This window comes from Mesorhizobium sp. 113-1-2 (assembly GCF_016756475.1).
Lineage (GTDB): Bacteria > Pseudomonadota > Alphaproteobacteria > Rhizobiales > Rhizobiaceae > Mesorhizobium > Mesorhizobium loti_C.
In genome coordinates, this window is sequence record NZ_AP023242.1 from 664,397 (window position 1) to 690,253 (window position 25,857).

At 62.6% G+C, this 25,857-nt stretch carries 29 protein-coding genes and 3 pseudogenes; 15 read left to right on the plus strand and 17 right to left on the minus strand.

The annotated features are described in order from the left end of the window. Nucleotides 1-6 precede the first annotated feature (6 nt). From JN279_RS03095 to dapD, 3 genes are all read right to left on the minus strand, one after another. A complete protein-coding gene (locus tag JN279_RS03095) occupies nt 7-384 on the minus strand; it encodes a DUF805 domain-containing protein (RefSeq protein ID WP_010912753.1) in 378 nt (125 codons plus the stop codon). Next, nucleotides 377-730, minus strand: coding sequence for a DUF805 domain-containing protein (locus JN279_RS03100; RefSeq protein ID WP_202351964.1), 354 nt, complete (start codon nt 728-730; stop codon nt 377-379). The genes JN279_RS03095 and JN279_RS03100 overlap by 8 nt, the downstream gene beginning before the upstream one ends. A 72-nt stretch (nt 731-802) precedes the next feature. After that, entirely contained in the window at nt 803-1,657 is an 855-nt protein-coding gene (gene dapD, locus JN279_RS03105; RefSeq protein WP_096452446.1) for a 2,3,4,5-tetrahydropyridine-2,6-dicarboxylate N-succinyltransferase, read from the minus strand. Nucleotides 1,658-1,882: 225 nt separating this feature from the next. Between dapD and JN279_RS03110 the strand changes: the two genes are divergently transcribed. Next, complete coding sequence (locus JN279_RS03110; RefSeq protein ID WP_096452444.1) at nt 1,883-2,728, plus strand: LOG family protein; 846 nt, start codon at nt 1,883-1,885, stop codon at nt 2,726-2,728. 86 nt (nt 2,729-2,814) lie between these two features. Here JN279_RS03110 and JN279_RS03115 read toward each other — a convergent pair whose 3' ends face one another. Continuing rightward, entirely contained in the window at nt 2,815-3,534 is a 720-nt protein-coding gene (locus JN279_RS03115; protein WP_096452442.1) for a pyrimidine 5'-nucleotidase, read from the minus strand. A gap of 162 nt (nt 3,535-3,696) precedes the next feature. Here JN279_RS03115 and JN279_RS03120 point away from each other — a divergent pair, with 162 nt between their 5' ends. From JN279_RS03120 to JN279_RS03130, 3 genes are all read left to right on the plus strand, one after another. Beyond that, nucleotides 3,697-4,458, plus strand: coding sequence for a GGDEF domain-containing protein (locus tag JN279_RS03120; protein ID WP_095203769.1), 762 nt, complete (start codon nt 3,697-3,699; stop codon nt 4,456-4,458). Between the two features lie 184 nt (nt 4,459-4,642). Beyond that, on the plus strand, nt 4,643-4,855 hold the full coding sequence (locus JN279_RS03125) for a hypothetical protein (protein ID WP_202351965.1): 213 nt from the start codon (nt 4,643-4,645) through the stop codon (nt 4,853-4,855). Further along, nucleotides 4,852-6,291 carry a GMC oxidoreductase gene (locus tag JN279_RS03130; RefSeq protein ID WP_202351966.1) on the plus strand — a complete coding sequence of 480 codons (1,440 nt, stop codon included), beginning with the start codon at nt 4,852-4,854 and terminating at the stop codon, nt 6,289-6,291. The genes JN279_RS03125 and JN279_RS03130 overlap by 4 nt, the downstream gene beginning before the upstream one ends. A 36-nt stretch (nt 6,292-6,327) precedes the next feature. Here the strand turns inward: JN279_RS03130 and JN279_RS03135 are convergent, their stop codons facing one another. Together JN279_RS03135 and JN279_RS03140 are read right to left on the minus strand one after the other, a co-directional pair. Next, nucleotides 6,328-7,539, minus strand: a complete 1,212-nt coding sequence (locus JN279_RS03135; protein WP_202351967.1) for an FAD-dependent oxidoreductase — start codon at nt 7,537-7,539, stop codon at nt 6,328-6,330. 2 nt (nt 7,540-7,541) lie between these two features. Further along, nucleotides 7,542-7,709 carry a hypothetical protein gene (locus JN279_RS03140; RefSeq protein WP_171892201.1) on the minus strand — a complete coding sequence of 56 codons (168 nt, stop codon included), beginning with the start codon at nt 7,707-7,709 and terminating at the stop codon, nt 7,542-7,544. A gap of 94 nt (nt 7,710-7,803) precedes the next feature. Between JN279_RS03140 and JN279_RS03145 the strand changes: the two genes are divergently transcribed. Beyond that, nucleotides 7,804-8,301: a MarR family winged helix-turn-helix transcriptional regulator gene (locus JN279_RS03145; protein ID WP_096452434.1), complete on the plus strand. Its 498-nt coding sequence runs from the start codon at nt 7,804-7,806 to the stop codon at nt 8,299-8,301. 48 nt (nt 8,302-8,349) lie between these two features. Here the strand turns inward: JN279_RS03145 and JN279_RS03150 are convergent, their stop codons facing one another. Further along, on the minus strand, nt 8,350-8,982 hold the full coding sequence (locus tag JN279_RS03150; protein ID WP_096452432.1) for a TetR/AcrR family transcriptional regulator: 633 nt from the start codon (nt 8,980-8,982) through the stop codon (nt 8,350-8,352). 103 nt (nt 8,983-9,085) lie between these two features. Between JN279_RS03150 and JN279_RS03155 the strand changes: the two genes are divergently transcribed. Next, entirely contained in the window at nt 9,086-9,490 is a 405-nt protein-coding gene (locus tag JN279_RS03155) for a VOC family protein (protein ID WP_096452430.1), read from the plus strand. A 108-nt stretch (nt 9,491-9,598) separates the two neighbouring features. On the opposite strand, the gene phhA is transcribed toward JN279_RS03155, so the two are convergent. Further along, nucleotides 9,599-10,435 (minus strand): phenylalanine 4-monooxygenase, encoded by an 837-nt coding sequence (gene phhA, locus JN279_RS03160; RefSeq protein ID WP_202351968.1) that lies wholly within the window; start codon nt 10,433-10,435, stop codon nt 9,599-9,601. A 139-nt stretch (nt 10,436-10,574) separates the two neighbouring features. Between phhA and JN279_RS03165 the strand changes: the two genes are divergently transcribed. The 4 genes and pseudogenes from JN279_RS03165 to JN279_RS03180 form a co-directional block, all read left to right on the plus strand. Continuing rightward, nucleotides 10,575-11,051: an Lrp/AsnC family transcriptional regulator gene (locus tag JN279_RS03165; protein WP_023810775.1), complete on the plus strand. Its 477-nt coding sequence runs from the start codon at nt 10,575-10,577 to the stop codon at nt 11,049-11,051. A 105-nt stretch (nt 11,052-11,156) separates the two neighbouring features. After that, complete coding sequence (locus JN279_RS03170) at nt 11,157-11,453, plus strand: immunity 53 family protein (RefSeq protein ID WP_096452426.1); 297 nt, start codon at nt 11,157-11,159, stop codon at nt 11,451-11,453. Between the two features lie 119 nt (nt 11,454-11,572). Then, a complete protein-coding gene (bchE, locus tag JN279_RS03175) occupies nt 11,573-13,120 on the plus strand; it encodes a magnesium-protoporphyrin IX monomethyl ester anaerobic oxidative cyclase (protein WP_202351969.1) in 1,548 nt (515 codons plus the stop codon). A gap of 163 nt (nt 13,121-13,283) precedes the next feature. Continuing rightward, nucleotides 13,284-13,676: pseudogene (locus JN279_RS03180) on the plus strand (RidA family protein); the annotation flags it as partial. 38 nt (nt 13,677-13,714) lie between these two features. Here JN279_RS03180 and JN279_RS03185 read toward each other — a convergent pair. The 4 genes and pseudogenes from JN279_RS03185 to JN279_RS03200 all read right to left on the minus strand — a co-directional run. Then, nucleotides 13,715-13,828: pseudogene (locus JN279_RS03185) on the minus strand (acetylglutamate kinase); the annotation flags it as partial. A gap of 21 nt (nt 13,829-13,849) precedes the next feature. Further along, nucleotides 13,850-14,317: a hypothetical protein gene (locus JN279_RS03190; RefSeq protein ID WP_202351970.1), complete on the minus strand. Its 468-nt coding sequence runs from the start codon at nt 14,315-14,317 to the stop codon at nt 13,850-13,852. Between the two features lie 387 nt (nt 14,318-14,704). Beyond that, complete coding sequence (argB, locus tag JN279_RS03195) at nt 14,705-15,598, minus strand: acetylglutamate kinase (protein WP_038651183.1); 894 nt, start codon at nt 15,596-15,598, stop codon at nt 14,705-14,707. A 159-nt stretch (nt 15,599-15,757) separates the two neighbouring features. Continuing rightward, nucleotides 15,758-17,257: an amidase gene (locus JN279_RS03200; protein WP_202351971.1), complete on the minus strand. Its 1,500-nt coding sequence runs from the start codon at nt 17,255-17,257 to the stop codon at nt 15,758-15,760. 139 nt (nt 17,258-17,396) lie between these two features. Here JN279_RS03200 and JN279_RS03205 point away from each other — a divergent pair, with 139 nt between their 5' ends. The 4 genes from JN279_RS03205 (at nt 17,397) to msrB (ending at nt 20,167) form a co-directional block, all read left to right on the plus strand. Further along, on the plus strand, nt 17,397-17,936 hold the full coding sequence (locus tag JN279_RS03205) for a sigma-70 family RNA polymerase sigma factor (protein WP_095203779.1): 540 nt from the start codon (nt 17,397-17,399) through the stop codon (nt 17,934-17,936). Next, nucleotides 17,933-18,655, plus strand: a complete 723-nt coding sequence (locus JN279_RS03210; protein ID WP_096452416.1) for an anti-sigma factor — start codon at nt 17,933-17,935, stop codon at nt 18,653-18,655. Before JN279_RS03205 ends, JN279_RS03210 begins: the two co-directional genes overlap by 4 nt. A 225-nt stretch (nt 18,656-18,880) precedes the next feature. Further along, on the plus strand, nt 18,881-19,438 hold the full coding sequence (locus JN279_RS03215) for a fasciclin domain-containing protein (protein WP_096458251.1): 558 nt from the start codon (nt 18,881-18,883) through the stop codon (nt 19,436-19,438). A 225-nt stretch (nt 19,439-19,663) separates the two neighbouring features. After that, nucleotides 19,664-20,167 (plus strand): peptide-methionine (R)-S-oxide reductase MsrB, encoded by a 504-nt coding sequence (gene msrB / locus JN279_RS03220; RefSeq protein ID WP_202351972.1) that lies wholly within the window; start codon nt 19,664-19,666, stop codon nt 20,165-20,167. Nucleotides 20,168-20,281: 114 nt separating this feature from the next. On the opposite strand, the gene JN279_RS03225 is transcribed toward msrB, so the two are convergent. Both JN279_RS03225 and JN279_RS03230 read right to left on the minus strand, forming a co-directional pair. Next, entirely contained in the window at nt 20,282-21,877 is a 1,596-nt protein-coding gene (locus JN279_RS03225; RefSeq protein WP_096452412.1) for a DHA2 family efflux MFS transporter permease subunit, read from the minus strand. A 74-nt stretch (nt 21,878-21,951) separates the two neighbouring features. Beyond that, the gene (locus JN279_RS03230) at nt 21,952-23,139 is read right to left on the minus strand and encodes an HlyD family secretion protein (RefSeq protein ID WP_202351973.1); all 1,188 of its coding nucleotides are present in this window, start codon (nt 23,137-23,139) and stop codon (nt 21,952-21,954) included. Nucleotides 23,140-23,267: 128 nt separating this feature from the next. Here JN279_RS03230 and JN279_RS03235 point away from each other — a divergent pair, with 128 nt between their 5' ends. Then, complete coding sequence (locus JN279_RS03235) at nt 23,268-24,002, plus strand: TetR/AcrR family transcriptional regulator (RefSeq protein WP_202351974.1); 735 nt, start codon at nt 23,268-23,270, stop codon at nt 24,000-24,002. Here JN279_RS03235 and yihA read toward each other — a convergent pair. The 3 genes and pseudogenes from yihA to JN279_RS03250 all read right to left on the minus strand — a co-directional run bounded on the left by yihA (nt 23,999) and on the right by JN279_RS03250 (nt 25,704). Beyond that, complete coding sequence (gene yihA / locus JN279_RS03240) at nt 23,999-24,658, minus strand: ribosome biogenesis GTP-binding protein YihA/YsxC (RefSeq protein WP_096452406.1); 660 nt, start codon at nt 24,656-24,658, stop codon at nt 23,999-24,001. The two genes, JN279_RS03235 and yihA, sit on opposite strands and share 4 nt — an antisense overlap. Beyond that, nucleotides 24,655-25,294, minus strand: a pseudogene (locus JN279_RS03245) (CatB-related O-acetyltransferase). The gene yihA and the pseudogene JN279_RS03245 overlap by 4 nt, the downstream one beginning before the upstream one ends. A gap of 119 nt (nt 25,295-25,413) precedes the next feature. Beyond that, the gene (locus tag JN279_RS03250) at nt 25,414-25,704 is read right to left on the minus strand and encodes a hypothetical protein (RefSeq protein ID WP_244734385.1); all 291 of its coding nucleotides are present in this window, start codon (nt 25,702-25,704) and stop codon (nt 25,414-25,416) included. Between the last annotated feature and the right edge of the window lie 153 nt (nt 25,705-25,857).

Below are 25,857 nucleotides of genomic sequence, written 5' to 3' on the forward strand. Positions count from 1 at the left end.
CGGTCCTCAGGGTTGCGCCGGCTCGTTGGTGCGCCGGCCATAACGGTTGGGCCCAGGCTGCCCTGGAAACAGGCACAACACAAGAAAGGCGACGATCGAGACGACCGGTACGAACAGGATCAGCGCGGCAATGCCCGGCTTGTCGAGGTCGTGCAGGCGTTTCACCGCCAGCGCGATGTTCGACCATAGCGAGGCGATAAAGGCGATGAAGAAGATGAACGACCACATATTGCTCTCGGCCGAGCCTTCCGGCACCAGCGTGAAGCGGTAGAGCGGGAAGGCCTGGATGATGGCGACGAGCAGGCCACCAAGAAAATAGGCCGCGCGGCTGACGCGGCCCGATGTCTTGAAGAAAAGCCAGGTGAGATTTGAACTGTCAGGCAAGCGGGTCCCGTCCGTATTGATTGGCGCCCCTGGCGCCTTCGAGAATGCCGCATTCCACCAGAAACCAGATCGCGCCGATGAAGGGCACCAGGATGATCAGGCTCCACCAGCCGGACTTGCCCCGATCATGCCAGCGCTTGGCGTAGACGGCGAAGACCGAATAGAGCATGGCGAGCGAGTAGATTACATAGATAAAGCCGTAAGGCATTTGGTTGAATGTCGTGCCCAGTATGTTGTCAAGGATCATCGCGATCACCGCGCCGACGAAAATGACGCCCACGCAAGCCCAGAATTTGGCGCGGTTGATGCGACCCTCATAGCTGGTCAGCAGATATTTCCAGTCCATGTCACCCCTCCATGTTGAACCAGCGCGACGGATTGTCGCGCCGGCGGAAGGTGCGCCCGCCCAGCGGAAAGATCAATCGCGCAGCAATTCGTTGATCGAGGTCTTGGACCGGGTCTTGGCGTCGACGCGCTTGACGATGACGGCGCAGTAGAGGCCGGGGCCAGGCTCGTTGTTCGGAAAAGGCTTGCCCGGCAGCGAGCCGGCGACGACCACCGAGTTGGGCGGCACTTCGCCGTAGAAGATCTCGCCGGAGGCGCGGTCGACGATCTTGGTCGACTGGCCGATGAAGACGCCCATGCCGAGCACCGAGCCCTCACGCACGATGCAGCCCTCGACGACTTCCGAACGCGCGCCGATGAAGCAATTGTCCTCGATGATGGTTGGGCCGGCCTGCATCGGCTCCAGCACGCCGCCGATGCCGACGCCGCCCGACAGGTGCACGTTCTTGCCGATCTGGGCGCAGGAGCCGACGGAGGCCCAGGTGTCGACCATGGTGCCGGTATCGACATAGGCGCCGACATTGACGAAGGACGGCATCAGCACGGCGCCCGGCGCGACATAGGCGGAACGGCGCACGATCGATGACGGCACGGCGCGGAAGCCCGCCTTCTCGAAATCGACGGCGCTCCAACCATCGAACTTCGACGGTACTTTGTCCCACCACACGGCCTGGCCGGGGCCGCCCTTGATGATCTCCATCGGGTTGAGCCGGAAGGAGAGCAGCACCGCCTTCTTCAGCCACTGGTTGACGTGCCATTTGCCATCGGGCTGGCGCTCGGCGACGCGCACCGTGCCGCGGTCGAGCAGGTCGAGCGCCGACTGAATGGCATCGCGGGTTTCGCCGCGGGTCGCGGTCGAAATCGTGTCGCGTTCCTCGAAGGCCTTCTCGATGGTCTTTTCGAGGCTCGCCAGATCGGGCTTCGACATGAATTCGCTCCATTACCAAGCTGTTAAGGGGCTGCGCCTTAACCTGTTTCGAAAGTCGCGCGACCCCGGGCATGCTTCGCCTGCTTGGGTCTTTGCATGCAGCAGGTTCTTGTCGCAAAACCGCCGGACACGTTTGCGGAACCTGCTTATGTTAAGGCTCAATGGGGGTCAATCGCACCTGCGTCATGGGACGGCGCAGTCAAGGGAATTTGGACGGGTAATTTGATGACACCTATGGAAAAGGCGGGGTGGACGCCACTGCCGCATTCGGACGAGGATCTGGAGCGGTCGAGAAGCGTGCCGGACACGCCGCAGACGCGGGCCGAGACCTACCGGCTTGCCTGGAACGATCCCGACTTCATGACGCGGCGCGAATTGCGCGCGGTGCGCCTGCAGCTCGAACTCTTGAAGCCGGAGATGATCCTGGCCGAGCGCGGTATCCGTTCGACGGTAATCCTGTTTGGCGGCGCGCGCCTGCCGGAACCCGGTGGTGAAGCCTGGGCCGCCAAGAACGAGACGCAGAGGAAGAACCTCGAGGAAAACAGCAAATATTACGAGGAGGCGCGCAAATTCGCCCGCCTCTGCTCGCAGCAGTCGGCCGCCTCATACTACCGCGAATATGTCGTGGTGACCGGCGGCGGCCCGGGCGTGATGGAAGCGGGAAATCGCGGCGCCGACGATGTCGGCGCGCCGTCGATCGGGCTCAACATCGTGCTGCCGCACGAACAGGCGCCGAACGCCTATGTGACACCGGAGCTGTGCTTCAACTTCCACTATTTCGCCATCCGCAAGATGCACTTCGTCATGCGCGCCAAGGCGGTGGCAGTGTTTCCCGGCGGCTTCGGCACGATGGACGAGTTCTTCGAGACGCTGACCCTGATCCAGACCGGGCGCATGGAGCGCGTACCGGTGATCCTGTTCGGCAAGTCGTTCTGGAAGCGCGCGATCAACCTCGACTTCCTCGCAGAACAAGGCACGATCAGCCCCGGCGACCAGGACATCATCGACTTCGTCGACACCGCGGATGAGGCGTGGGGGATTATCAGCCGGTTCTACAAATTAGGGGAGTAAGGCCGGGAACTGGGGAATTGGGGAATTGAGGAAAAAGGAGGGCCGGATCGTTCCTCCGTTCCCCAGTTCTTCAATTCCTCAGCTCTTCAGTTCTTCAATTCCTCTACCCCCTCCACAATCGCAGTCAGAAACCCCGCCAAATCGTCGGTGACGAAATCGACGTCATCCTCCTGCGCGGGGTCGCGTTCCCAGATCTCGGCAAAGGTCGGCTCGAAATTGCGCGGCACCACCAGAACCGTGGTCATGCCCAGCGCCTTCGGCACCTCCAGGTTGCGGGCGAGGTCCTCGAACATCACCGCATTGTGGCCGGTGACGGCGTGCAGCGCGGCGAACTTCTCGTAGGTCTGGCGCGCGGGCTTGGGATTGAGGCCGGCGGCGACGATATCGAAGATGTCGTCGAAATGATCGAGGATGCCGAGCTGGCGCGCGGTGCGCTCGGCGTGCCTGCGGTCACCATTGGTGAAGATGAACTTGCGGCCAGGAAGCTGGCGGATGGCGGTGCCGAGAACAGGGTCGGGCACCAGCCAGGAATAGTCGATGTCATGCACCTTCTCGAGGAAATCGTCGGGATCGATGCCGTGGCGCGTCATCAGCCCGTTCAGCGTCGTGCCATATTCGAGATAAAGCTCCTTCTGCAGCTTGCGCGCCTCCTCGCGCGGCAGCGCCAGCAGTTCCCCGACATAGGCCGTCATCTTGACGTCGATCTGCGAGAACAGATTCGAATGATGTGGATAGAGCGTGTTGTCGAGGTCGAACACCCAGTCGGTGACATGGGCGAAGCGGGCGGGATCAGGCAGCGTGGTCATGCGCTCCTTATGGCATGAAACGGGGAATCTGAAAGAGACTTTATCCACAACTTTCGCGCGCTTTGAGTGGCGGAAATGGCGGCACAATTCAAATTTTAAGCAACCGGGAAAGGTGGCCTTCAGGGCTTGCTGGCACAGAGACAGTCCTGTGGGGAGCCCGCGATGAACAGCATCATTCTGAAATCCGCCGCTATCGCTTTCGCCTCCGTCGCCGCCTCTCTTCTCCTGACGCTGATCATCGTTCCGGCCCTGGGATTCCCGATCAACCGGACGATCTGGCTGACCTCCACCCTCTGTCCGCTGGTGCTTGCATGGGTGGCCTGCGCCAGCACCTTCTGGCAGAGCGACAGGTTGAAAAACGCCCACCGCGAACTGGCCCGGGCGCACGCCCAGCTTGCAGCGGCGCACCGCCGCCTGTCGGAGAAGGCGAGCCGCGACGACATGACCGGCATGCTCAACCGGGAAAGTTTCTTTGCCGCGCTGGACGGCTCGCGGCGCAAGTCCGACCGCGGCGCGCTGCTGATCATCGACGCCGATCATTTCAAGAAGATCAATGACAGTTTCGGCCACCTGACCGGCGACGACGCGCTGCTGCTGATCGCCAGCGCCATCGAGCGCGGTGTGCGCAGCGGCGACGTGCTTGGCCGCATCGGTGGCGAGGAGTTCGGCGCGTTCCTGGTCGGGGCCACCGAGCAGGAAGCCAAGCGTGTCGCCGAGCGCATTCGCCGCGAGGTCGAGCTGATCCGCTTCCGGCCGGTCGATGAACGGACCATTCCGCTGACCGTCAGCATCGGCGGCACCGTCTGCGGCGAGGACGTCAACGTCTCGGAACTGATGCGCGCCGCGGACCGGCGCCTCTACCAGGCAAAGCATCGCGGTCGCAACCTGACGATCCTCGATACGGACATTTCCGCGGCCGCGTGAGCCGCCAGTCCGATACACCCGGCCTGTTAAGGAATTTCTAACCCTGTTTGCATTCGGTTGTGCCGCCTGGCCGGCTTTTCACTGCTTCGAGGCCCGGCTTGGCACGATACTGGCCTCTGTGACGAGGCGTGTGCCGTTCGGGGAATGTCATGCGCGCATCGAAGCCCTATCCGAGAGACCTGGCATGAGTTTCTTCAAAAAAATGTCGCGCCGCACGCTCGTGCAGGCGCTGATCGCCCTGCCTGCCCTGTCCCTGTTCCGCAAGCTGCCTGAGGCCGACGCGGCCCATACTGGTCCATCACGGGCCGGTTCCTCCCGGGTCGATCCATCCCATGGCGACCCGAATGAGATCGTCGAGGTCAATGGCTGGATCCTGAAGCGGAGCGACCTGGCATGATCTTCGACAGCTATGAGGCGTATCGCGCCGCCAACTTCAAACCCAGGGTATGCATCCTCGGTTCCGGCCCGGCTGGCACCACCATTGCCCGCAAGCTGGGTGCCGCCGGCATCCCGGTCGTGGTGCTCGAGGCCGGCTCGCGGGACTTCAGCGACGAGTCGCAGGATTTCTACCGTGGCACCACGGTCGGCGATTTCTATTTCGATCTCGACATCACCCGGCTGCGCTATATGGGCGGCAGCTCCAACCACTGGGCCGGCTGGTGCCGAGTGCTCGACAAACAGGATTTCGAACCGAAGGCCTGGGCACCCGACACTGGTTGGCCGATCCGCCGCGCCGACATCGAGCCCTATCTGCACGAGGTGCACGACATCCTGGAGCTTCCCGATTTTCGGCCCGACGTGCCGATCTCGGACGACATACGCTGGGTGCAGCTGATCAAGAGCCCGGCGGTGCGCTTCGCCGAGAAATTCGCAGACGAACTCGACAAGAGCCGGAACATCGCCGTCGTGCTTAACACCTATGCGACCGAGCTTGCCGGCGACGGCAAACGGGTGACCGGCGCCAAACTTTGGTCCAACGGCCAGGACGCCGGCTCGTTCAGCGCCGACTATTTCATCGTCTGCACCGGCGGGCTGGAGAATTCGCGGCTGCTTCTGTGGTCGAACCAGCGCTCCAATGGCGGCGTCGTGCCGAACGCCATGGCACTTGGCCGCTACTGGATGGAGCACCCGACCTTCGAGGGCGGCAATGCCATCCTGGCTGATTACGGCGCGTTCGAGGTCGATGCCGTCAACGAGGCTTTCTTCTCGCCGACGCTTGCCGCGATGGAGCGGCTGCAGATCATGAATTTCGGCATCAGGCTGATCGAGACGCCCTATGCCGGCGTCAAGCATGTGATTGCGGACCTCGCCTGCACGGCGCCCGACATGGCCGAATGGGTCGCCTATCAGCTCAGCCAGAACCTGCGCTGCGCGGCCCAGCTCTACGTCGCCTGGGAACAGGCGCCGCTGGCGTCCAACCAGATCGAACTGTCCAAGACCGATGTCGACCATGCCGGCGTGCCACGCATCGAGCTGCACTGGAAGAAATCGGAACTCGAACGCCGCACGCTTGTCGAAGGTCTAAAACTGTTCGGCAAGACACTGATCGAGAAGGATCTCGGCCGGGTTCGTCTGATGGATTGGATCGCCAATGGCGAGGATTATCCGACCGACGAGGAGACCGCCGGCCACCATCACATGGGCGGTACGCGCATGGGCACCGACGTCACCAGGAGCGTGGTGGACGCCAACTGCAAGGTGCACGGCATGGATAATCTCTATGTCGGCGGCTCCTCGGTGTTCTGCACATCCGGTCAAGCCAACCCGACGACGACGATCACCGCGCTGGCCTGCCGGCTGGGAGAGCATCTGAGTAAGGTGGTCGCTGTCTGAGCGGCCGGGAATATCCGCGACGGGTGCGGTTGCCGGTCAGATCGATGGTTTTTCGAGCGGCGCCAGGTCGGCACGGTAACGCGTCATGGCGCGGGTCGTGCGCGAGCCGAAGCGGATGAAGAAGGGTAGCATCAGGTCGCGCAGGAACAGGGCGACGCGGCCTTTTACCTGTTTTTGCGAACCGATGCGCCGGCTGACCTTGACGATGTGCTCGACGCGGTCCTGGCGCAGCGCCTGAAAGGCGGCGAAAGCCTGCGTCGGCAGCGGTGTCGTATCCAGGCACGCGGTGAGCACCACGGCATCCTCGATGGCCATCGACGCGCCCTGCCCGGAATGCGGCGAGACGGCGTGCGCGGCATCGCCCAGTAGAATCACTCGGCCGGTGTGCCATTGCGGCAGATGCAGCATGTCGAACACGGGATAGGCGCGCGGAATTTGCGTGACGGTGTCGACGATCTGGCGGATCGTTCTGGGGTCGCCGGCATGCAGCTGGCGAACGGTTGCCGCCAGACGCAGGGGATCGGGTCTCGCTAGGGCGGCATCCTCGTCCAGCGGGAAGGACGAGAACCACAACACCGGCCCGTCATCCGGCTTCATGTAACCGAAGAAGGCTTTCTTGCCGAACACCATATGCATCAGGCCGTCGGTCGGCGCGACAAAGGGCAGTTCCGCCACGCCGCCGACGCCGGTCAGTCCGGTATAGACAGGATCCGGGGAGGCCGGGAAACAGACGCGGCGGACGCGCGACCAGACACCATCGCAACCGGCCAGCCACGCGGCATCGACCGTGGCACCGTTGCCGAAGGCAAGGCGTACACAATCGGCCTGGTCCTCGATGTCGGCGAGCGCATAGCCAAAACGGATGTCGGCGCCAAGTGCCAGCGCTTCATCCAGCAACGCGCCGAGCAGGTCCGCGCGCCGCAGTGTGACGCTTTCGGCGCCGGCCTCGCGCATCGACTGCCGCTCGTCGAGATGGATGAGACGGCGCCCGGCGGCGTTCATGATCTCGAAGCCAAGCGTGCGAATGCCCAGCGCGCTCACGCGCTCGGCAAGCCCAAGCGCGCGCAAGGCATTGATGCCGTTGGGCGCCAAGGTGAGGAAGGCGCCTTCGCTCAAGGTCTCGCGCGATCGTGCCTCGAACAGGCAGACGTCAAGCCCTTGCCGGCGAAGCATGACGGCAAGGGCCAGCCCGGCAACGCCGGCGCCAATGATGGCAACCGGCAAGGCCTCGTTGGTGGTGACGGCCATCGTTAAAAGCCGTAGATGGCGATGCGCACCAGCACGGCCGCGGCGGCAAGCGCCACGAGCAGGATGCCGAGGCCGATGGGAGAGCCCCAGCCATACCATTCCATCGCCAGCTTGGCGTATTTGAATTCATCCTCGTGCGAGAGAGGGGTGCGTTGTTGAATCAAGCTCATTTTTCACTCCTTGTCGGCGGCCGGCTCTTGCCTTGTCCAGGCGGTGGTCGCATATTTCTGCAATGGTCTAAATGTTAGACAGATTGATAGTTAGATGATCGAAATAAATTCGTCAAGCGGGCTCCGCGACGAAATGACGGCAGCGATCGGCCTTGCCATCATGCAATGGCAGGACGCCACGCAGGCCTATGACGAAGCGGTAGGGATGCGGCTCGGGCTGAACATGGCCGAGCGTCATTGTCTCGGGCTGCTCTATGGCGGCCCGCAATCGGCGGGCGCGGTTGCGACCGCGACCGGGCTGACGCCGGCGGCGGTGACGGCGCTGATCGACCGGCTGGAGGCGCGCGGCTACCTGACGCGCACGCGCAGTCTCGAGGACCGGCGCAAGGTGGTGATCGAGGCGACCGAAGCGACGCGGGAACTGTCGGCGCGCTATTACGGCGCCATCGCCAAGGAGGGCGAGAAGGTGATCGCCACCTTCAGCGACGCCGAACTCGCGACCATATCACGCTTCGTCAACGCCGCGCTCGACCTGCAGCGCGCCCAGCTTGCGCGGCTGAAGGCCGAGGGGGCGGACACCCCAGTGCGATAGGGCGCCGTTATGTTCGCGGCGTTACCGCGAATGTCGGCGGGACCGAGACTATTTCGGCTTGACCCCATAGATGACAAGAAACGCCTCCACCGAGGCGTCCGCGTGCCGTTCCAGTTCGGCCTTGGAGCGCCGGTTGCTTCCCGTGAACATGGCCTCGTTCATGGGGATCCAAAGAAGCATTCCAAAAAGATGGCTGGCTGCCAGATAGGGATCGCTGGTTTGTATCAGTCCTCGACTGGTGAGCTTTTGAAAGCAGGACGCGGTCGAGGCAAGCATGCGCTCAAAACCTTTTTCGTACCAACCGCGGCCAAGCTGCGGCATTCGATCCGCATTGGCGATGATCAAGCGCCGCAGCTTCAACAACTCTTCATCCATGAGAACCGCTATCAGACGCCGGGCAAGCTGCTGCAGGCCGCCTTCCATGAATTTCGCCTCGGAAAGCAGCGTCGTCACGGACTCGATGATGTCGTTGACCTGGCCGGCGGTTGACAGAACGACTTCGCCGAACAGCGTCTCCTTGTCGGTGAAATGCTTGTAGACGGTCTGCTTGGAAGCCCCCGCCTTGGTGGCGATTTCCTCCATGCTGGTCCCGTCATAACCCTTGCTGATGAACGCCGCCGTGGCCGCCTGGATGATCTCACGATCCTTGCGTGCCGACCTGGTCTCACCGTCGATTTTCATGGCGCCCTCCCAACCAGTACTAGACGGTACCGTTCTCGCATGCTAGCCATGAAAACGGTACTGGACTGACTAGTACCTGTCAACGAAGGCAAGGCTTAGACCGATGACCAGGATGATCTTCATAAATCTGCCGGTGCGCGATCTGCAGGCGGCGACCAACTTCTATCTCGCGATCGGGGGCACGCTCAATCCGCAGTTCTCGAACGACCAGGCCAGCTCGATCATGTTCTCCGACTCGATCGGGGTGATGCTGCTGACGCACCAGCATTACGGCCAATTCACAACGCGCCAAATCGGCGACGCCAGGCGCGACAGCCAGATGCTGATCGCACTCACCGCCGGCAGCAAGGACGAGGTCAATGCCACAATCGAGAAGGGCGTGGCGGCCGGCGGCCGCGCCGATCCCAACCCGGCGCAGGACCTCGGCTTCATGTTCAACCGCCACATCGAGGATCCCGACGGCAACGTCTGGGAGTTCCTGTGGATGAACCCAGCCGCCATGCAGTAGCCCGGCGGGATCAAGCATCCAAAGCGCGTCGCGTCGAAACGGATTTATGCGGCGCGCTTTGGGTTTCATGCATGTCGTTCCGGGCGGAAACAATTCTCCTGGAATTGTTTAGACCGTCGCCGGGTCGAGTGCCGGCTGGCCCTTGCGGCGCGCGACGATGGCCTCGAAATCAGCGGTCTGGAAAGCATCGCGCAAGGCGTCGAAGGACGGCAGCACGAAATAGGCGCGCTGGAACTTGTCGATCTCGTAGCCGGTGCGCATCACCGTTTCGAGGTCGAAGGGCACATGGTGGGCGTCCTTGCCCTCGACGGCGAACTGCAGTTCGGTGAAGGACGACATCAGGCCGGCGCCAAAGGCCTTCAACGGCTGGCCGGCCTCCTGCATCAGGCCGTACTCTGCCGTGTACCAGTAGAGCCGGGTGATCATCTCGTCGCCACCCAGTGCGATGATGTCGCCCGCCTTCTTGCCATACATCTGCATGAAGTCGGCGAAGACCGGCTGCGACAGCACCGGCACATGGCCGAAGAAATCGTGGAACATGTCCGGCTCGACGATGTAGTCGAGCTCCTGCCTGGTGCGCAGCCAGTTGGTGACCGGGAAGCGGCGGTTGGCGAGATGGTCGAAGAAGGGGGCGGCGGGAATGAGGCCCGGCACGGCGACGATCTCCCAACCGGTCAGCTTGCGCAGCTTGGCGCTGACCTCGTCGAAGTCGGGAATGCGGTCGATGAGGCCGAGTTTTTCGACACCATCGAGATAGGAATGATGGGCGAGCTTGCGCGTCAGTTTGGTCTGGCGGTCGCACAGAGTGCGCCACACCGCCTGTTCCTCGGCGCTGTAGTCATAGCCCTGCGCCACGGTGAAATCGGCACGGCAGACCGAATAGTCGCCGCGCAACCCCTGCGCCGCGCAGTCGCGGGCATATTCGGCAACACTCATCGTCGTCATGGTCTTTCTCCTCGCAAATCAGAAATGGCTGATATGCCCGGAGGGTAACCGGATCTGCCGAGGCAATTCGGTTTTGATGATGGTTCATCAGCGATATTCGGGATAATATTCACTCACAATCCGCATCGGAGGAGTGAAAATGCCTCAATTCGACGATTTCGAGATCAAGATGCTCGATGTGCTGCAGCGCGACGGGCGCAAGCCCGTCTCCGAACTGGCGCAAGAGATCGGCCTGTCAACGACCCCATGCGCGCGACGCTTCGAAGCGCTGCAGGATGCCGGCATCATCAAGGGCTTTGCCGCGGTGATCAGCCGCCGCGCGGTCGGGCTGATGGTCGAGGTGTTCATCCAGGTGCGCCTGGTCAGCCACAGCGACGGCTCGCCGGAAAGCTTCATTGCCGCGGTACAGCGCATGGACGAGGTGTCGTCGTGCTGGACGATGACCGGCGACCACGACTTCCTGCTGCATGTGATGGTGCCGTCGGTCGACGAGCTCAATGCCTTCGTCATGCACCGGCTGATGCGGCTCGACGGCGTGCGCGACGTCCACACGCAGCTGGTGCTGCAGAACATCAAGGGCCCCGGCCACGTGCCGCTCGCGCATCTCAGGCGGTGACATCGCTTCACTTCGGTACCATAGGAAGGCGACGACGTATTTGACAGACCCGGCCAGCTCGAAAGCCTTCTTCCTATGCTGTAGCCGGTCCGGTAGCTTAGCTGGATGGATGTTCTGGATTGGCTCGGCCGCTGGTATGAAGCTCAATGCGATGGCGATTGGGAGCACGAGTTTGGTCTTTCAATCAACACCATCGATAACCCGGGCTGGTCCTTAAAGATCGACCTTGCAGGGACAGACTGCGACGGGCGGACCCTTGATCTGATCTCGCACAACTACGAGCACGAAACCGACTGGTGGGCCTGCTGGACGGAGGAAAACGTGTTTCATGGCGCTGGCGGCCCACTCCACCTTCGTTCGCTTCTTGAAAACTTCCGAAAGTGGGCTGCGCAAAAGCCCTAGCTCTGTGGAAACGGGCGTCGGTACCTGCGGAAAAGCTGCACGCAAACTGCTGAAACGGGCCAATCGGGCGTCCACATCGCCGACCAGCATACGCGGACCAACTGCCTAAGAGGTCCGCCATGAAAATCGTCCTGATCAATCCGCCGCACACCGCCATCGGCAGCCGGGTGCCGGATGACCACCTGCCGCCGCTTGGCCTGCTGGCGATCGGCGGCCCGCTGATCGATGCCGGTCATCAGGTGCGGCTGGTCGATGCCGAATTCGGGCCGATGCCGCTCGACAATGTGGTGCGCGACGCTCTGCATGACGTCCCGGACTTCGTCCTGATCGGCCATTCCGGCTCGACCTCGGCGCACCCGACCGCCTTGCTCATCGCCAGAATGATCAAGGAGCGTGAGCCGGCGACCATCATCATCTATGGCGGCGTTTTTCCGACCTATCACTGGCGCGACCTATTGGCGGCGACCGACGTCTTCGACTTCATCGTGCGCGGCGAGGGCGAGGCGACCGTGGTGGCGCTGGTCGAGGCGCTGGAAATGCATCAGCCGCCGGCAAGCGTCGCCGGCATCGCCTTTCGCGACGATCTGCGCCGCCCCTTCGCCACGCAGCCAGCCATGACGATAGCCGATCTCGACGCCTACCGCGTCGGCTGGGAGCTGATCGACCACCGCCGTTACAGCTATTGGGGCGGCAAGCGCGCCGTGGTGATGCAGTTTTCGCGCGGCTGTCCCCATCTGTGCAATTATTGCGGCCAGCGCGGTTTCTGGACCCGGTGGCGGCATCGCGATCCCAGGAAATTCGCACAGGAGATCGCCTGGCTGCACCGCGAACACGGCGTCGAGCTGATCAATCTCGCCGACGAGAACCCGACGGTTTCGAAGAAGGCGTGGCGCGCCTTTCTCGACGCGCTGATCGCCGAGAACGTGCCGGTGCTGATCGTCGGCTCGACCCGCGCCGACGACATCGTGCGCGATGCCGACATCCTGCATCTCTACCGCAAGGCCGGTGTGATCCGCTGGCTGCTCGGCATGGAAAACACTGATGAGCAGACGCTGCAACTGATCCGCAAGGGCGGCAGCACGTCATCCGACCGCGAGGCGATCAGGCTGTTGCGAAAGCACGGCATATTGTCGATGGCGACCTGGGTGGCCGGCTTCGAGGATGAAGGGTTTCGCGACCTGTGGCGCGGCTTTCGTCAGCTGATCGCCTATGATCCCGACCAGATCCAGGCGCTTTACGTGACGCCGCATCGCTGGACGCCGTTCTTCCGCATCGCGCGCGACCGCAAGGTCATCCAGAAGGATGCCCGGCTGTGGGACTACAAGCACCAGGTATTGCACATGACGCGGCTGAAGCCGTGGATGCTGTTCTTCAGCGTCAAGCTGATTGAACTCGCCGTGCAGTCGCGGCCAAAGGCGCTGGCGCGCATCCTGTTCCACCCCGACCCCGAGCAGCGGCATTCGATGCGCCGGTACACGAAGATGGGCCGCCGGGTCTGGTTCCGTGAGGTTTGGGGCTTTCTCGCCCGCGACATCAGGGTGCAGGATGGGCCCACGCTCGCCGAATTCTGGGGCGCGCCGCAGGACGCGGAAGAGGAATCGATGATCGCCGCACGTCCGCCGCGCAAGCCGGCCGAAGCCGCCGTCGCGATTTCGCCGGGCGCCTGACCGGCTCTCGGCCATCTCACAAAATACGCGGCGTATGCATATTGACATACGCAGCGTATGTACCCACATCCGACATACGGGGCGTATGTAAATTGCCCCGACAGTAGAGCGCGGGTCGCGATCGCCGGGAGATCGGGCCTGCTTTTGTTTGAACGGAGTGAAAATGACCAAACGCGACGCGATCTTCCCCGCCGGCCGGCAGGCTCTCTATGACATCAACCGCTATTCGGCGGCGATCCGCTCGGGAGACCTTTTGTTCGTTTCCGGCCAGGTCGGCAGCCGCGAGGACGGCTCACCCGAGCCTGTCTTCGAAAAGCAGGTCCAGCTTGCCTTCGACAATCTCGCGGCCGTGCTGAAGGCCGCCGGCTGCACGTTCGACGACATTGTCGACGTCACCACATTCCACACCGATCCCGCCGCGCAGTGGCAGGCGATCGACGCCGTCCGGCTGAAAGTGTTCGGGAAACCGCCCTATACGAATTGGACCGCGGTGGGCGTCAACTGGCTGGCCGGCTTCGACTTCGAGATAAAGGTCATCGCGCGCATCCCCCCAGCCCGCCTGATCTGCCGGCTGTGGGCGACGCACGCGTCGCCTCAGGGCACGATCAGCGTGCCGGCGCCGTGTTCGGTGAAGAGTTCGAGCAGCACCGCATGCGGCGTCTTGCCGTTGAGGATGACGACGCCTTCGACGCCGCGTTCGAGTATCTCGTGAACGCCATGCGATTGGCTTCACTTTCCCGCCGGCGCAACAGGGGCCTCCGCGCGTTTTTTTATTATCTCCTGGAGTATCTTTGTGTCCTCATCGGTCCAGCCGCTGACATAGGGAGCTGGAATTTGCTCTGAAGAAATTGAAACTTTATTGAAAGGCAACGTACCGTTCAGCGCCCAATCTTCGATTGTCTTCTGATCAATTGGGACTCCAGAGTATTTACTTAGAGCCTTTATAGCAAATGTTCTCGCATTTACACTTCTATCGTCTTGATCTCCCTTCAATATAGACAGAGATATCTCCACCATCTTTATGTCAAGTTCCCTGTCTCGATTTGCGTAGTTCGTTATTGCAACAAAGACTGAGGCAAGCGCGCCGGCGACAGCTCCTGCGAGGCCGCCGCCCAAGACAATGCCTAGTAAACCTGCTGGCGCGACATGGGTTTTCCCTTGGGTTTCGCGAGATTTGGATTTTTCAGATTCTGTCATCTGACTCCCCCATCAGATAAACTTCGAGTTTTCTCCTTTTTTATCAAATAGTCTAGCCCCAAGATGTATGGACATATTCTCGCTGACATGGCCATTCAACAACGTCGATCTGATCGACGTTGCCGACGAAACCCAATGGTTCAAAGAAGATCTGGCACCCTTTTCGCGGTGCATTTGTCGCCGAGAATGTTCCCGTGGCGATCGTCAAGCTGATCGACCTGACGGTGGCGCAGTCGAGATCACGCGCGTCCTGTTCATAGGATTCCGGGCAGCGGCACTCGATGCGAGGTAGCGCAGATAGACCGCCACCTCTGGTTCCGCAAATTCAGGGCCTTCTGCTGAGGCGCCATCGCCTTCCGACTGAGCCGAGAGCGGAGAAGGCTCCCCTCAGGGCACGATCAGCGTGCCGGCGCCGTGTTCGGTGAAGAGCTCGAGCAGCACCGCATGCGGCGTCTTGCCATTGAGGATGACGACGCCTTCGACGCCACGTTCGATCGCCTCGATGCAGGTCTCGACCTTGGGTATCATGCCGCCCGAGACCGTGCCGTCCTTGATCAGCGCCCTGGCCTCGGCGACGGTCAGCTCATCGATCAGCTTCTTGTTCTTGTCGAGCACGCCGGGCACATCTGTGAGGAACAGCAGGCGCGAGGCCTTGCAAGCGCCAGCAATGGCACCTGCAAACGTGTCGGCGTTGATGTTGTAGGTGTGGCCGTCGCGGCCGGGCGCCACCGGCGCCAGCACCGGGATCATCTCGGAGCGCGCCAGGAGGTCGAGCAGCGTGCGGTCGACCTCGACCGGCTCGCCGACGAAGCCGAGATCGAGCACGCGCTCGATGTTGGAATCGGGATCGATCATCGTCTTGCGCGCCTTTTCGGCGAAGACCATGTTGCCGTCCTTGCCGCACAGGCCGATCGCCCATTCGCCCTCGGCGTTGATCAGCGCGACGATCTCCTTGTTGATCGAACCGGCGAGCACCATCTCGACGATCTCGACCGTCTTCTGGTCGGTGACGCGCAAGCCGCCCTCGAACTTGGATTCGATGCCCATCTTGGTCAGCATGGCGCCGATCTGCGGCCCGCCGCCATGAACGACGATCGGGTTGACGCCGGATTGTTTCAACAGCGCGATGTCGCGGGCGAAAGCCTTGCCGAGCTCGATATCACCCATGGCATGGCCGCCATATTTCACCACGACCGTCTTGTGTTCGTAGCGCTGCATGTAGGGCAGAGCGCGCGACAGCAGGGCGGCCTGCATTTCGGCGGTGGCGGCGATGTCCGTCATCGGGCGGTTCCCTGGCTTTTTAGTTTATGCATGTCGTTGCCCCAAAACCGCTGGGCACTTTTGGGCGACATGCATCAGGTAAAGACGGCGGCGTCTTAGCGGGAATTGGCGCGGGGGGCAAATGGCATTGCTGTCATATTCGAACCTCTCACGACGTCGTCATCGCGAAGGAACCATCAAGGGCGCCCTATGGCCGAGCCAGCCCGAGAGCTTCTCCATCTGCGCGGCGAAGGACAAAAGCGTCTCCTCATCGCCCGGGCGGCCGGCGGCCTGGATGCCGAGCGGCAGGCCGGCGTCGGTGACGTGGACGGGCAGCGCGATCGACGGCTGGCCGCTGACATTGTGGATCGCCGGCCAGTGGGTGAACAAAAGGCTCTTGTCCATCAGCTGGCCGAACAAGGGTTTCAGCTTGAGCAAGGGCGTGAGGTGAAGCTTGTCTAGCAGGTTTTCGATCAGTTCGTCGGCGCCTTTCGGATCCATGGCGCCGCAGGCGAGCGGCGGGTGCGCGATGACAGGCATCAGCACGGCGTCATACTGCGCCGTTTCCTCGATCATCCGCCGCGAGGCGGCATGCAGCCGCTGCAGGGCGGCATAGATCTCGCCCGCCGAGAGCATTTCGCCCAACCGGCAGAGCACCCGGGTGGCGCGCTCGACATCGCCGGTAACGGGACGACCGACGCGCAGCGCTTCGGCCCGCAGCATGCCGGCGACGGCTGATGCAACCGTCCTGCAGAAATCGGCCAGGAAATCGCGGCCGATGAAGGGCAGGTCGATCTCCTCGACGGTGTGGCCGCCCTCGCTCGCAAGCGCCACAGCCGTGTCGAGTGCTTTCAACGTCTCGGCCGAGATCGGCAGGCCAAGCGGCGACTTGCGGTAGACGGCCAGGCTGAGCTTGCCCGGATCGCGCGCCGCGGCGGCGACGAACGTGCCTTTTGGCGGCAGCGCTGCATAGGGCGACAGAGGATCGGGACCGTGGGTGAGGTCGAGCAGCAGCGCGCAATCGCGCACCGAGCGGGTGACGGCATGGTCGACCACCATGCCGTACCAGCTCTCGCTGACCAGCGGCGTCAGCGGGATACGGCCGCGCGAGGTCTTGAGGCCGACCAGGCCCGTGCAGGCGGAAGGCACGCGGATCGAGCCGCCGCCATCCGAGGCATGCGCCACCGGCACGACGCCGGCGGCGACCAGTGCCGCCGAACCACCCGAGGAGCCGCCGCTGGTGTGGCCGGTGTTCCAGGGATTGCGGGTGATGCCGAAGGCTTTTGATTCGGTCATCAGCCGCAGCCCGTGTTCCGGCGACGTCGAGGTGACGATGGGAATCAGTCCGGCGGCGAGGTAGCGGTCGGTCATCACCGAATTGACGTCGGGCACCGAGGCCGGAATGCGGCTGCCGCCATGCGACGGAACACCCTTGATGGCGATGCCGAGGTCCTTGATGGCAAAGGGCACGCCGGCCAGCGGCAGCGCGCGGTCGATCGTCTTGGCCCTCGCCCGCGCACTTTCATAGAGCGGCTCGGCCGTAGCATTGATTTCTGGCCGCGTGGCCTCGGCGCGGGCGATCGCGGCTTCGGTCAGCTCGATCGCCGACAGTTCGCCCTTGCGCACCAGACTGGCGAGGCCGGTCGCGTCTTCTTCCCACAGGATCCGTTCGACCGACATGGCGCGCTCCCCCACTCCAGCCAAGCTAGCCAGCGGCGATTCCCTTGGCAATCCAAGCCTGCGCCTGGACACCGGGGCTTTAGGTGCACAGAATATTTCCGGCGTTGCAAATACAACGTAATCGCCTAATTTGACCCGCATGACGCCGCAGGACATCACCAAGCTGATCGTCCGGACTTCGATGAAGGATCGGGCAGCGTTCGATCTGCTCTACCGGCAGACCAGCGCGAAACTTTTCGGCGTATGCCTTCGTGTATTGAACGACCGGGGAGATGCTGAAGAAGCGCTGCAGGAAGTCTTCGTCAAGATATGGACGAAGGCGGATCGTTTTGCTGTCTCCGATCTGAGCCCGATCTCCTGGCTGGTGGCAATCGCACGCAACCACGCGATCGATCGCGTCAGGGCGCGACGCAAGCCTGCCGCCGATATCGATGCCGCGCTCGACGTGGCCGATCCGGCACCGGGACCTGAAGCGATGGTGGTGGCGGGCGACGAATCCGAGCGCATCCATCATTGTCTCGAAGAGCTGGAGAAGGACCGGGCGGCGGCCGTCCGGGGCGCTTATCTCAAGGGCGAAAGTTATGCCGAACTGGCGGAACGCCACGGCGTGCCGCTGAACACGATGCGTACCTGGCTGCGCCGCAGCCTGATGAAACTCAGAGAATGTCTGGAAAGATGACACTGGCAGAGGACAATGGACCGGAACGTGGAGGCGACGACCTGCTCGCCGCCGAATACGTTCTCGGCGTTCTGCCGGTGGAAGAGCGGCAGATCGCATCCAGGCGCATCGACACCGAGGCCGATTTCGCGCGGCTCGTTGACGGCTGGGAAGTGCACTTCTCGCCGCTGGCCGTTGCCTATGCGGAAATCGAGCCGCCGCCTTCGGTGAAGCCGGCGATCGACCGCCGCCTGTTCTCGAGCACCGCTCAAACCTCTGCCGCACCAAGCGCCGGAATTTGGTCCAGCCTCGCCTTCTGGCGCGGCCTTGCCGTCGCGGCTGTTGCCGCTCTGGCTCTCTATGTCGCCGTGCCCTATGTCAACCGGCCGGCTGAACAGCCGCAGGAGCGGCTTGTCGCCTCGCTGGCCGCCGACGGCAGCGATGTAAAATATCTCGCCGTCTATGATTCCGAGCGGCATGAGGTCAGCCTTTCGCATGTTTCCGGCACGCTCGCTTCCGGCAAGGATTTTGAACTTTGGATGATCGAGGGCAAGAACGCCCCGGTCTCGATGGGCGTCATCCCGGCCGGCGTGACCGCGCATATCGGGGTCTCACCCGCCACGCAGCAGAAGCTGGCGCAGGGTGCGGTGCTGGCTGTCAGTCTGGAGCCTTCAGGCGGTTCGCCGACCGGACAGCCGACCGGGCCGGTGGTTGCCGCGGGCGATCTGAAGGGCATCTGACCGGATTCTCCTCACGGCGAAGCCGTCGCCAGAATAATCCAAATCTATCTTGTGGCACGCATGTCTAAATAACCACGTCAGCCGGCAGACCGTTACGCCGGATAAATCTCTTCGCCCGGACGAATAAAATAAAAATTCAAAAATAGTCTGAAACTCCCGCGTTTGTGTTCCGTATCTCCTCACGTTCCCAAAGATGGGAAGAGAAACCCGAGGAGTTTGAACATCATGCGTAGATACGTCACCCTTTTGCTTGCCGGTACGATCGCCGTTTCCGCACTCGCCACCGCTGCCTATGCCGAAAACCCGATGGTCGGCGGCGCCGCCATGTATGCCCAGAAGAACATCGTCGAGAACGCCGTCAATTCGAAGGACCACACGACGCTGGTCGCCGCCGTCAAGGCGGCCGGCCTTGTCGAGACGCTGCAGGGCGCCGGTCCGTTCACCGTATTCGCGCCGACCAACGAGGCCTTCGCCGCACTGCCGGCCGGCACGGTCGACACGCTGCTCAAGCCCGAGAACAAGGACAAGCTCACCAAGATCCTGGCGTGCCATGTCATCGGCGCCAAGGCGATGGCGGCAGATGTCGCCTCGATGGCCAAGGCTGACGGCGGCACGCATAAGGTCAAGACGGTCGGCGGCTGCGAGTTGTCGCTAAAGGCCGAAGGCGGCAAGGTCACCGTCACCGACGAGAACGGCAACGTCGCCAATGTGACGATCGCCGATGTCGAGCAGTCCAACGGCGTCATCCACGTCATCGACAAGGTTTTGCTCCCGAAGATGTGATCGGCCCTGGAATGTAACAAAGGGCTTGCCGCGACGAACCTGCAGCAAGAGCCCTCCGTCGGTTGCATGATCTCGCTCCCGCGACCTGCAAACGACACGCGTGCTCCGCGCCGCCCACGGTCAAGCGTGGACCGGCGCGGAGTGTCGTTGAGGGCCACCGTCACTGGCTTTTGACGTCTGCGTGGCAGTATAGTTTGGCAAAAAGAACAACCGGAGGAACTGGTCATGAACCGTCGCGACTTTCTTTTGAGCGGTGCCGCCGCCATCGGCGTCGTCGGTGCCGCGGCAACCATGCTACGCATGGGTAGTCCGCAGGCGGCTCAGGCCGCCGAGAAATTCGAGATCACCAAGACGGACGACGAATGGAAAGCCATCCTGTCGCCCGCCGCGTTCGACGTGCTGCGCAAGCAAGGCACGGAGTATCCCGGCACCAGCCCGCTGCTCAACGAGCACCGCAAGGGCATTTTCGCCTGTGCGGGCTGCGATCTGCCGGTCTATCCTTCGGAGACGAAGTTCGATTCCGGCACCGGCTGGCCGAGCTTCTGGCAGGAGATCGCCAACGGCATCGGCAAGACCGAGGACCGCTCGCTCGGCATGACCCGCACCGAGGTGCATTGCCGCCGTTGCGGCGGGCATCTCGGCCATGTCTTCGACGACGGCCCGGCGCCGACCGGCCTGCGCCATTGCATCAACGGCGTGGCGCTGACCTTCAAGCCCGCGAGCGCCTGAACCAGCTATAAATGCAAAAAACTCCGGGTCTTGCGGCCCGGAGTTTTTTTGCGCGGTCAGAGCTTTTCGGGCGTGGACTGGAGGAGCTTCCCGAAACCGCTGCCACGTCTGGTATCAGTGTCCGCCACCCCCGCCACCACCGGGCGCGGCCGGCTTGTTGATCAGCATAGTGAACAGGCCGAGTGTCGCGAACAGCACCGTCAGCATGTAGAACACGTCCATGAAGGACAGCAGCGCCGCCTGCTGCTGGACCATGCCCGACAGCTTGGAGATTGCCGCACTGGCCGCGTCGAGGCCCGTGGTCTGCTCGAAGTTGAGCGTCATGTTCTGCAGCTTGGTCTGCGCGGCGGCACTGCCCCACTGCACATGCTCGGCGAGCCTCGCATAGTGGAAGGCGTTGCGGTCGATCAGCACGGTGTTGATGAGCGCAAGGCCGACGGCGCCGCCGAGGTTGCGGGTAAGGTTGAACAGGCCGGACGCATTCTTCAACCGGTCTGGCGGCAAGGTGCCGAGCGCGATGTTGTTGATCGGCACCATGCACAGCATCATCGAACAGCCGCGCAGGATCTGCGGGATGAGCAGCTCATAGAAATCCCAGTCGGCGGTCAGATGCGTCATCCACCAGGTGCCGGTGGCGAAGCCGAAGAAGCCGATCATCATCATCAGCCGCAAGTCTATCTTGCTCGACAGGATGCCGGAGATCGGCGCGGTGACGAACATCGCCAGGCCGCTGACGAACAGCGCCTCGCCGATCATCATCGAATCGTAACCGCGGATGCGGCCGAGGAAGACTGGATAGAGATAGGTCAGGCCGTAGAGGCCGATGCCGATGACGAAGGAAAACAGCGAGCCGAAGGCGAAGTTGATGTTGCTGAAGGCCCGCAGGTCGACGATCGGCTCCTCGGCGGTGAAGACGCGCCAGAAGAAGATCACCGCGCCGATGGTCATGACGATGGCGCAGATGAACACGCCCTGGTCCTGCAGCCAGTCATTGTTCGGGCCTTCCTCCAGCACATATTCCATGCAGCCGAGGAAGGCCGCCATGCCGGCGAGGCCCCACCAGTCGAACTTGTTGAACAGCTTGAGGTTGGGCTTGTCGAAATCGATCAGCGACCAGGCCGCGGTCGCCACCAGTATGCCGGGCACGACATTGACCAGGAACAGCCAATGCCATGAGAAGGCGTGACTGATATAGCCGCCGACGGTCGGGCCGATGGTCGGCGCCAGCGTCGCCACCAGGCCGATCATCGGCGAGACGATGGCGCGCTTCGAGGGTGGGAAGATGGTGAAGGCCGCGGCAAAGACGCTCGGGATCATGCCGCCGCCGATGAAGCCTTGCACGGCGCGGTAGACGATCATCTGGTCGATGTTGGTGGCGGTCGCGGCGAGCGCGCTGGCGGCGGTGAAGCCGGCGGCGGCGATGGTGAACAGCACGCGCGTCGATAGCATGCGGCTGAGGAAGCCCGACAGCGGGATCATCACCACTTCGGCGATCAGATAGGCTGTCTGCACCCACGGAATTTCATCGGAGCTGGCGCTGAGGCCCGCCTGGATCTCGGCCAGCGAGGCCGAGACGATCTGGATGTCCAGGATCGCCATGAACATGCCGAAGACCATCGCCAGAAAGGCGATGACGCGGCGTGTGGAAATGGTGTCGGGAACTGCCGGTCTTGCCGGCGGCGCTCCTGCGGTGATGGTTGCGGTTGCCATTGCATGGGCCTCCTTGAGGCAGGCCGGGCGGCCTGGTGCTTTAATCAGCCACCGAGCCGCCCTCCGAAAAGCGCTTAGTTGGTCGTGGCGGCAGGCGCGGTGCGGCTGTCAACATTGACGACAACGCTCAGGCCAGCGCGCAGCTTGCCGGTCTTCAGGGCATCGGCCGGGACGTCGATGCGGACCGGGACGCGCTGCACCACCTTGGTGAAGTTGCCGGTGGCATTCTCCGGCGGCAACAGCGAGAAGACCGCGCCTGAGGCCGGAGCGAGCGACGAGACGGTGCCCTGGATGGGATGGCCGTCAATGGCGTCGACCGAGATGTTGACCTTCTCGCCGGGAACCAACCGGGCAAGCTGGGTCTCCTTGAAGTTGGCGACGATGTAGAGCTTGTCCATCGGCACGACGACGGCGAGCTTCTGGCCGGGGCTGACGAGGTCGCCCTGTTCGACCGAACGGTTGCCGACGACGCCGTCATAAGGCGCCTTCAGCACGGTGAAGGACAGGTCGCGCGCGGCCTTGTCGCGGCTCAGTTGCAAGGAGGCGAGCGTGCTCGCCGACTCGGCGCGCTGCGCCTCGAACACACCGATATTGGCCTGCGCGGCGGCGATCTGGGCGTCGGCGCCGACCAACGCGGCATTGGCCTGGTCGAGCGCGGTCTGGGCGTCGTCCAACTGCGCCTGCGTGCCGACATGCGTCTTGAGCAGTTGCGCGGCGCGCTGCTGGGCACGGCCGGCATTGTCGGCCGCGGCCTGGTCGGCAACCTTCTGCGCCTGGGCCTGCTGCAGGGAGGCCTGCGCGGCCTTGGTCTGCGCGTCGATGCGGTCGAGCGTCTTGGCCAGCGTAGCGATCTGCGCCTCGGCCTGGGCGACGGCGATCTTGTAGTCGCCGTCATCGATCGTCAGCAGCGGGTCGCCGGCCTTGACCAGTTGGTTCTCGCTCACCTTGACCTGGTCGACATAGCCGGAAATCTTGGGCGAGACGAACGCCATGTCGGCCTGGACATAGGCGTCGTCGGTCGAGATCATAAAACGACCGGTGGTCCAGTAGTCGTAGCCGTACCAGGCGCCGCCGCTCAGCAGGGCAAGGCCGATGATCGGCAGCAGGAAAGAGCGCACCGAGCGCTTCTTCTTGGCCGGAGCTTCGGCTGCCGGCGGCGGGGCGACCGGCAGGACGGGAATTTCTGGCACTTCCGTCGCCGGAGCGACTTTGGCGTTGGGGAAGGGGCGGACTTCGGCGGTGTTGGGTGCGTTCGAGGACATGACATCTCTCTAAAGTAATAATACTGAACCGTTCGGTTCGATCTGGCCGTTGACATAGCGTGAAAAGAGGACCATATCAAGGGGCAATCGAACCGGTTGGTTCGAATTATTTTCGAGGTGTGACTTTTATGGCCGAGACAACGCCTGACGTCGAAACCGATAAATGCAATGACTTGCTAGACAGTTTGCGGCGCGGACGCCCGGCGGCCGGACAGGATCCGGTCAAGCGCAGCCAGATCATCGATGGCGCCCGTCGTGTCTTCATCGAGAAGGGCTTTGAAGCCGCCTCGATGAACGACATCACGCGTGAGGCCGGCGTGTCGAAGGGCACGATCTACGTCTATTTCGCCAACAAGGAAGAGCTGTTCGAAGCGCTGATCGAGGAAGAGCGCGGCACCATCTTCAAGAACATGTACGACATGCTCGACCGCGCCGACGATCTGCGCCAGACGCTGGTGAAGTTCGGCAAGGTGCTGTCGATGAAGATCACTTCGGCCAGGGTCATCCAGGCGCAGCGCACGGTGATCGGCGCCTCCGACCGGATCCCCGACATGGGTGCGCGGTTTTACGAACGCGGCCCCAAACGCGGCCATGACAAGATGGTGGAATTCCTCAATGCCGCCATCGAACGCGGCCTGCTCAAGATCGACGATGTCGATCTTGCCGCCTATCAATTCACCGAACTGTGCCTGGCCGGCCTTTTCCGCCAGTGCATCTTCGCCTACCGCACCAAGGCTCCGAGCCAGGAAGAAATCGATCACATCGTCAGATCGGGCGTCGGCATGTTCCTGAAAAACTACGGCACCGAAAGGCTTGCCGAGGATGAAAGCCACCAGATGATTGCCCTGGAGGCAAAGGCCTAGCCTCCATTGGCAGCAAGCACGATCGCTGCCTGCAATTCCTCCATGCCCTCGCCCTTTTCCGACGATGTCGCCAGGACGAACGGAAACGCCGCCGGGCGCTTCTTGATCTTGGCCAGTGTCTCCTCGATCAGCCGCGGCACGCCGGCGACCTTGATCTTGTCGGTCTTGGTCAGCACGATCTGGTAGGACACCGCCGCCTTGTCGAGCAGCGACAGCACCTCGTCGTCCTTGGCCTTGATGCCGTGGCGGGCGTCGATCAGCACATAGACCCGCTTCAGCGTCACCCGGCCCTTGAGATAGTCGAAGACCAGCTTGGTCCACTCGTCGACCTTCTCCTTGGGCGCGGTGGCGTAGCCGTAGCCCGGCATGTCGACCAGCGCCATGGGCGGCAGGTCGGCGCCCTCGCCCGAAAAACCGTCCGGCACGAAATAGTTGAGTTCCTGTGTGCGCCCCGGCGTGTTGGAGGTGCGCGCCAGCCCCTTCTGGTTGACCAGAGCGTTGATCAGCGACGACTTGCCGACATTGGAGCGGCCGGCAAAGGCGATTTCCGGCGGCCCTTCCGGCGGCAGGAATTTCATGGCCGGCACGCCGCGGATGAAGATCCACCCGCGCGTGAACAGGTCGGTGCTGATCACAGTACTGTTCAGAGCGTTCAAGCTGCTGCCTCCAGAAGAGAGATATTGGCGCCCCTGATGGCGTCGAGATTGCGGCCGATCTTGTCCACCGGCCAATGCCACCATGCCAATGCCAGCAGCCGCCTGATCGTCCTGTCGTCGAAACGCATCTTCACCACCTTGGCCGCGTTGCCGGCGACAATGGCATAGGGCGGCACATCATGCGTCACCACCGATTTGGCGGCGATGATGGCGCCATGGCCGATTTCCACACCGGGCAGGATCACCGGCCTCCATGCCGATCCAGACATCGCTGCCGACCACCGTGTCGCCGCGCACCTCCTTCGACCATGTCGCCGGGTCAAAGCCCTTTTCCCAGCCATGGCCGAAAATGTTGAACGGATAGGTCGAAAAGCCGGACATTGCGTGGTTGGCGCCGTTCATGATGAAGCGCGCGCCTTCGGCGATGGCGCAGAACTTGCCGATGATGAGCTTGTCGCCGATGAAGGGATAGTGGTGCAGAACGCATTTTTCAGCGAATTTGTCCGGCCCCTCCGGGTCGTCATAATAGGTGAAGTCGCCAATCTCGATGTTCGGCTCCGTCACCAGCGGCTTCAGGAAGCCGACGCGGGTGTGCATCGGGATCGGGTGCTTGATGTCGGGGTTGGGTCCGTCCATGTCGGTTCGTCCGGGATTGGCAAGCGGGCGCATCCGCAACCGGAGCGCCTGGTCAAAATAACGTGATCCGCCCTATAGCACCAATCGGCTGAGGAGCGAGCCTTCCTTGGCGCACAAGCTCATTTGTTGCCGCGGCAGATCACGATCGGATTGGACAGAGCGCTGTCGAAACCGCTGCCCTGGTAGATCGTGACATTCGAGGCTCCGGGCGGCAGCAGGAAGGTGCCTTCGACAATTTTCTGATCGCCCGCCATCGTGTGCAGAGCCCAGCTAAACGTGCAGAATTGCGCCGGTGCCGCGGGTTGGACGTGGCTGCAGTTCAGCTGCGCGCCACCCAGCATGGCGGCGCCGCCGCAGCTCACCGCTTCCTTTGCAACAGCGATGCCGGGGCATCCGACGAGAGCCGTCACGGCTGCGATCCTGATCCAGTTCATCGTCGAAATCCTTGCCGGAAAACGCTCGCCACCAGGGCGGCTTTTCCGCGCCGTGGCCCATGCGATTTTTGTTCCAGGCGGCTTAATCCGTCTTGCACGCGCCGTCCAGCAGGATTATGTGCATGATGA

Excerpts from the sequence above, each read along its gene's own strand:
- argB (WP_038651183.1), bottom strand. The coding sequence starts at position 15,598 with ATGACGGACATCGCCGCCACCGCCGAAATGCAGGCCGCCCTGCTGTCG.
- dapD (WP_096452446.1), bottom strand. The coding sequence starts at position 1,657 with ATGTCGAAGCCCGATCTGGCGAGCCTCGAAAAGACCATCGAGAAGGCC.
- JN279_RS03165 (WP_023810775.1), top strand. The coding sequence starts at position 10,575 with ATGCCTCAATTCGACGATTTCGAGATCAAGATGCTCGATGTGCTGCAG.
- msrB (WP_202351972.1), top strand. The coding sequence starts at position 19,664 with ATGAACCGTCGCGACTTTCTTTTGAGCGGTGCCGCCGCCATCGGCGTC.
- JN279_RS03215 (WP_096458251.1), top strand. The coding sequence starts at position 18,881 with ATGCGTAGATACGTCACCCTTTTGCTTGCCGGTACGATCGCCGTTTCC.
- JN279_RS03115 (WP_096452442.1), bottom strand. The coding sequence starts at position 3,534 with ATGACCACGCTGCCTGATCCCGCCCGCTTCGCCCATGTCACCGACTGG.
- JN279_RS03235 (WP_202351974.1), top strand. The coding sequence starts at position 23,268 with ATGGCCGAGACAACGCCTGACGTCGAAACCGATAAATGCAATGACTTG.
- JN279_RS03100 (WP_202351964.1), bottom strand. The coding sequence starts at position 730 with ATGGACTGGAAATATCTGCTGACCAGCTATGAGGGTCGCATCAACCGC.
- JN279_RS03190 (WP_202351970.1), bottom strand. The coding sequence starts at position 14,317 with ATGACAGAATCTGAAAAATCCAAATCTCGCGAAACCCAAGGGAAAACC.
- JN279_RS03135 (WP_202351967.1), bottom strand. The coding sequence starts at position 7,539 with ATGGCCGTCACCACCAACGAGGCCTTGCCGGTTGCCATCATTGGCGCC.
- JN279_RS03140 (WP_171892201.1), bottom strand. The coding sequence starts at position 7,709 with ATGAGCTTGATTCAACAACGCACCCCTCTCTCGCACGAGGATGAATTC.
- JN279_RS03210 (WP_096452416.1), top strand. The coding sequence starts at position 17,933 with ATGACACTGGCAGAGGACAATGGACCGGAACGTGGAGGCGACGACCTG.
- JN279_RS03200 (WP_202351971.1), bottom strand. The coding sequence starts at position 17,257 with ATGTCGGTCGAACGGATCCTGTGGGAAGAAGACGCGACCGGCCTCGCC.
- phhA (WP_202351968.1), bottom strand. The coding sequence starts at position 10,435 with ATGACGACGATGAGTGTTGCCGAATATGCCCGCGACTGCGCGGCGCAG.
- JN279_RS03150 (WP_096452432.1), bottom strand. The coding sequence starts at position 8,982 with ATGAAAATCGACGGTGAGACCAGGTCGGCACGCAAGGATCGTGAGATC.
- JN279_RS03145 (WP_096452434.1), top strand. The coding sequence starts at position 7,804 with ATGATCGAAATAAATTCGTCAAGCGGGCTCCGCGACGAAATGACGGCA.
- JN279_RS03130 (WP_202351966.1), top strand. The coding sequence starts at position 4,852 with ATGATCTTCGACAGCTATGAGGCGTATCGCGCCGCCAACTTCAAACCC.
- JN279_RS03170 (WP_096452426.1), top strand. The coding sequence starts at position 11,157 with ATGGATGTTCTGGATTGGCTCGGCCGCTGGTATGAAGCTCAATGCGAT.
- JN279_RS03110 (WP_096452444.1), top strand. The coding sequence starts at position 1,883 with ATGACACCTATGGAAAAGGCGGGGTGGACGCCACTGCCGCATTCGGAC.
- JN279_RS03120 (WP_095203769.1), top strand. The coding sequence starts at position 3,697 with ATGAACAGCATCATTCTGAAATCCGCCGCTATCGCTTTCGCCTCCGTC.
- JN279_RS03155 (WP_096452430.1), top strand. The coding sequence starts at position 9,086 with ATGACCAGGATGATCTTCATAAATCTGCCGGTGCGCGATCTGCAGGCG.
- bchE (WP_202351969.1), top strand. The coding sequence starts at position 11,573 with ATGAAAATCGTCCTGATCAATCCGCCGCACACCGCCATCGGCAGCCGG.
- JN279_RS03125 (WP_202351965.1), top strand. The coding sequence starts at position 4,643 with ATGAGTTTCTTCAAAAAAATGTCGCGCCGCACGCTCGTGCAGGCGCTG.
- JN279_RS03230 (WP_202351973.1), bottom strand. The coding sequence starts at position 23,139 with ATGTCCTCGAACGCACCCAACACCGCCGAAGTCCGCCCCTTCCCCAAC.
- JN279_RS03205 (WP_095203779.1), top strand. The coding sequence starts at position 17,397 with ATGACGCCGCAGGACATCACCAAGCTGATCGTCCGGACTTCGATGAAG.
- JN279_RS03225 (WP_096452412.1), bottom strand. The coding sequence starts at position 21,877 with ATGGCAACCGCAACCATCACCGCAGGAGCGCCGCCGGCAAGACCGGCA.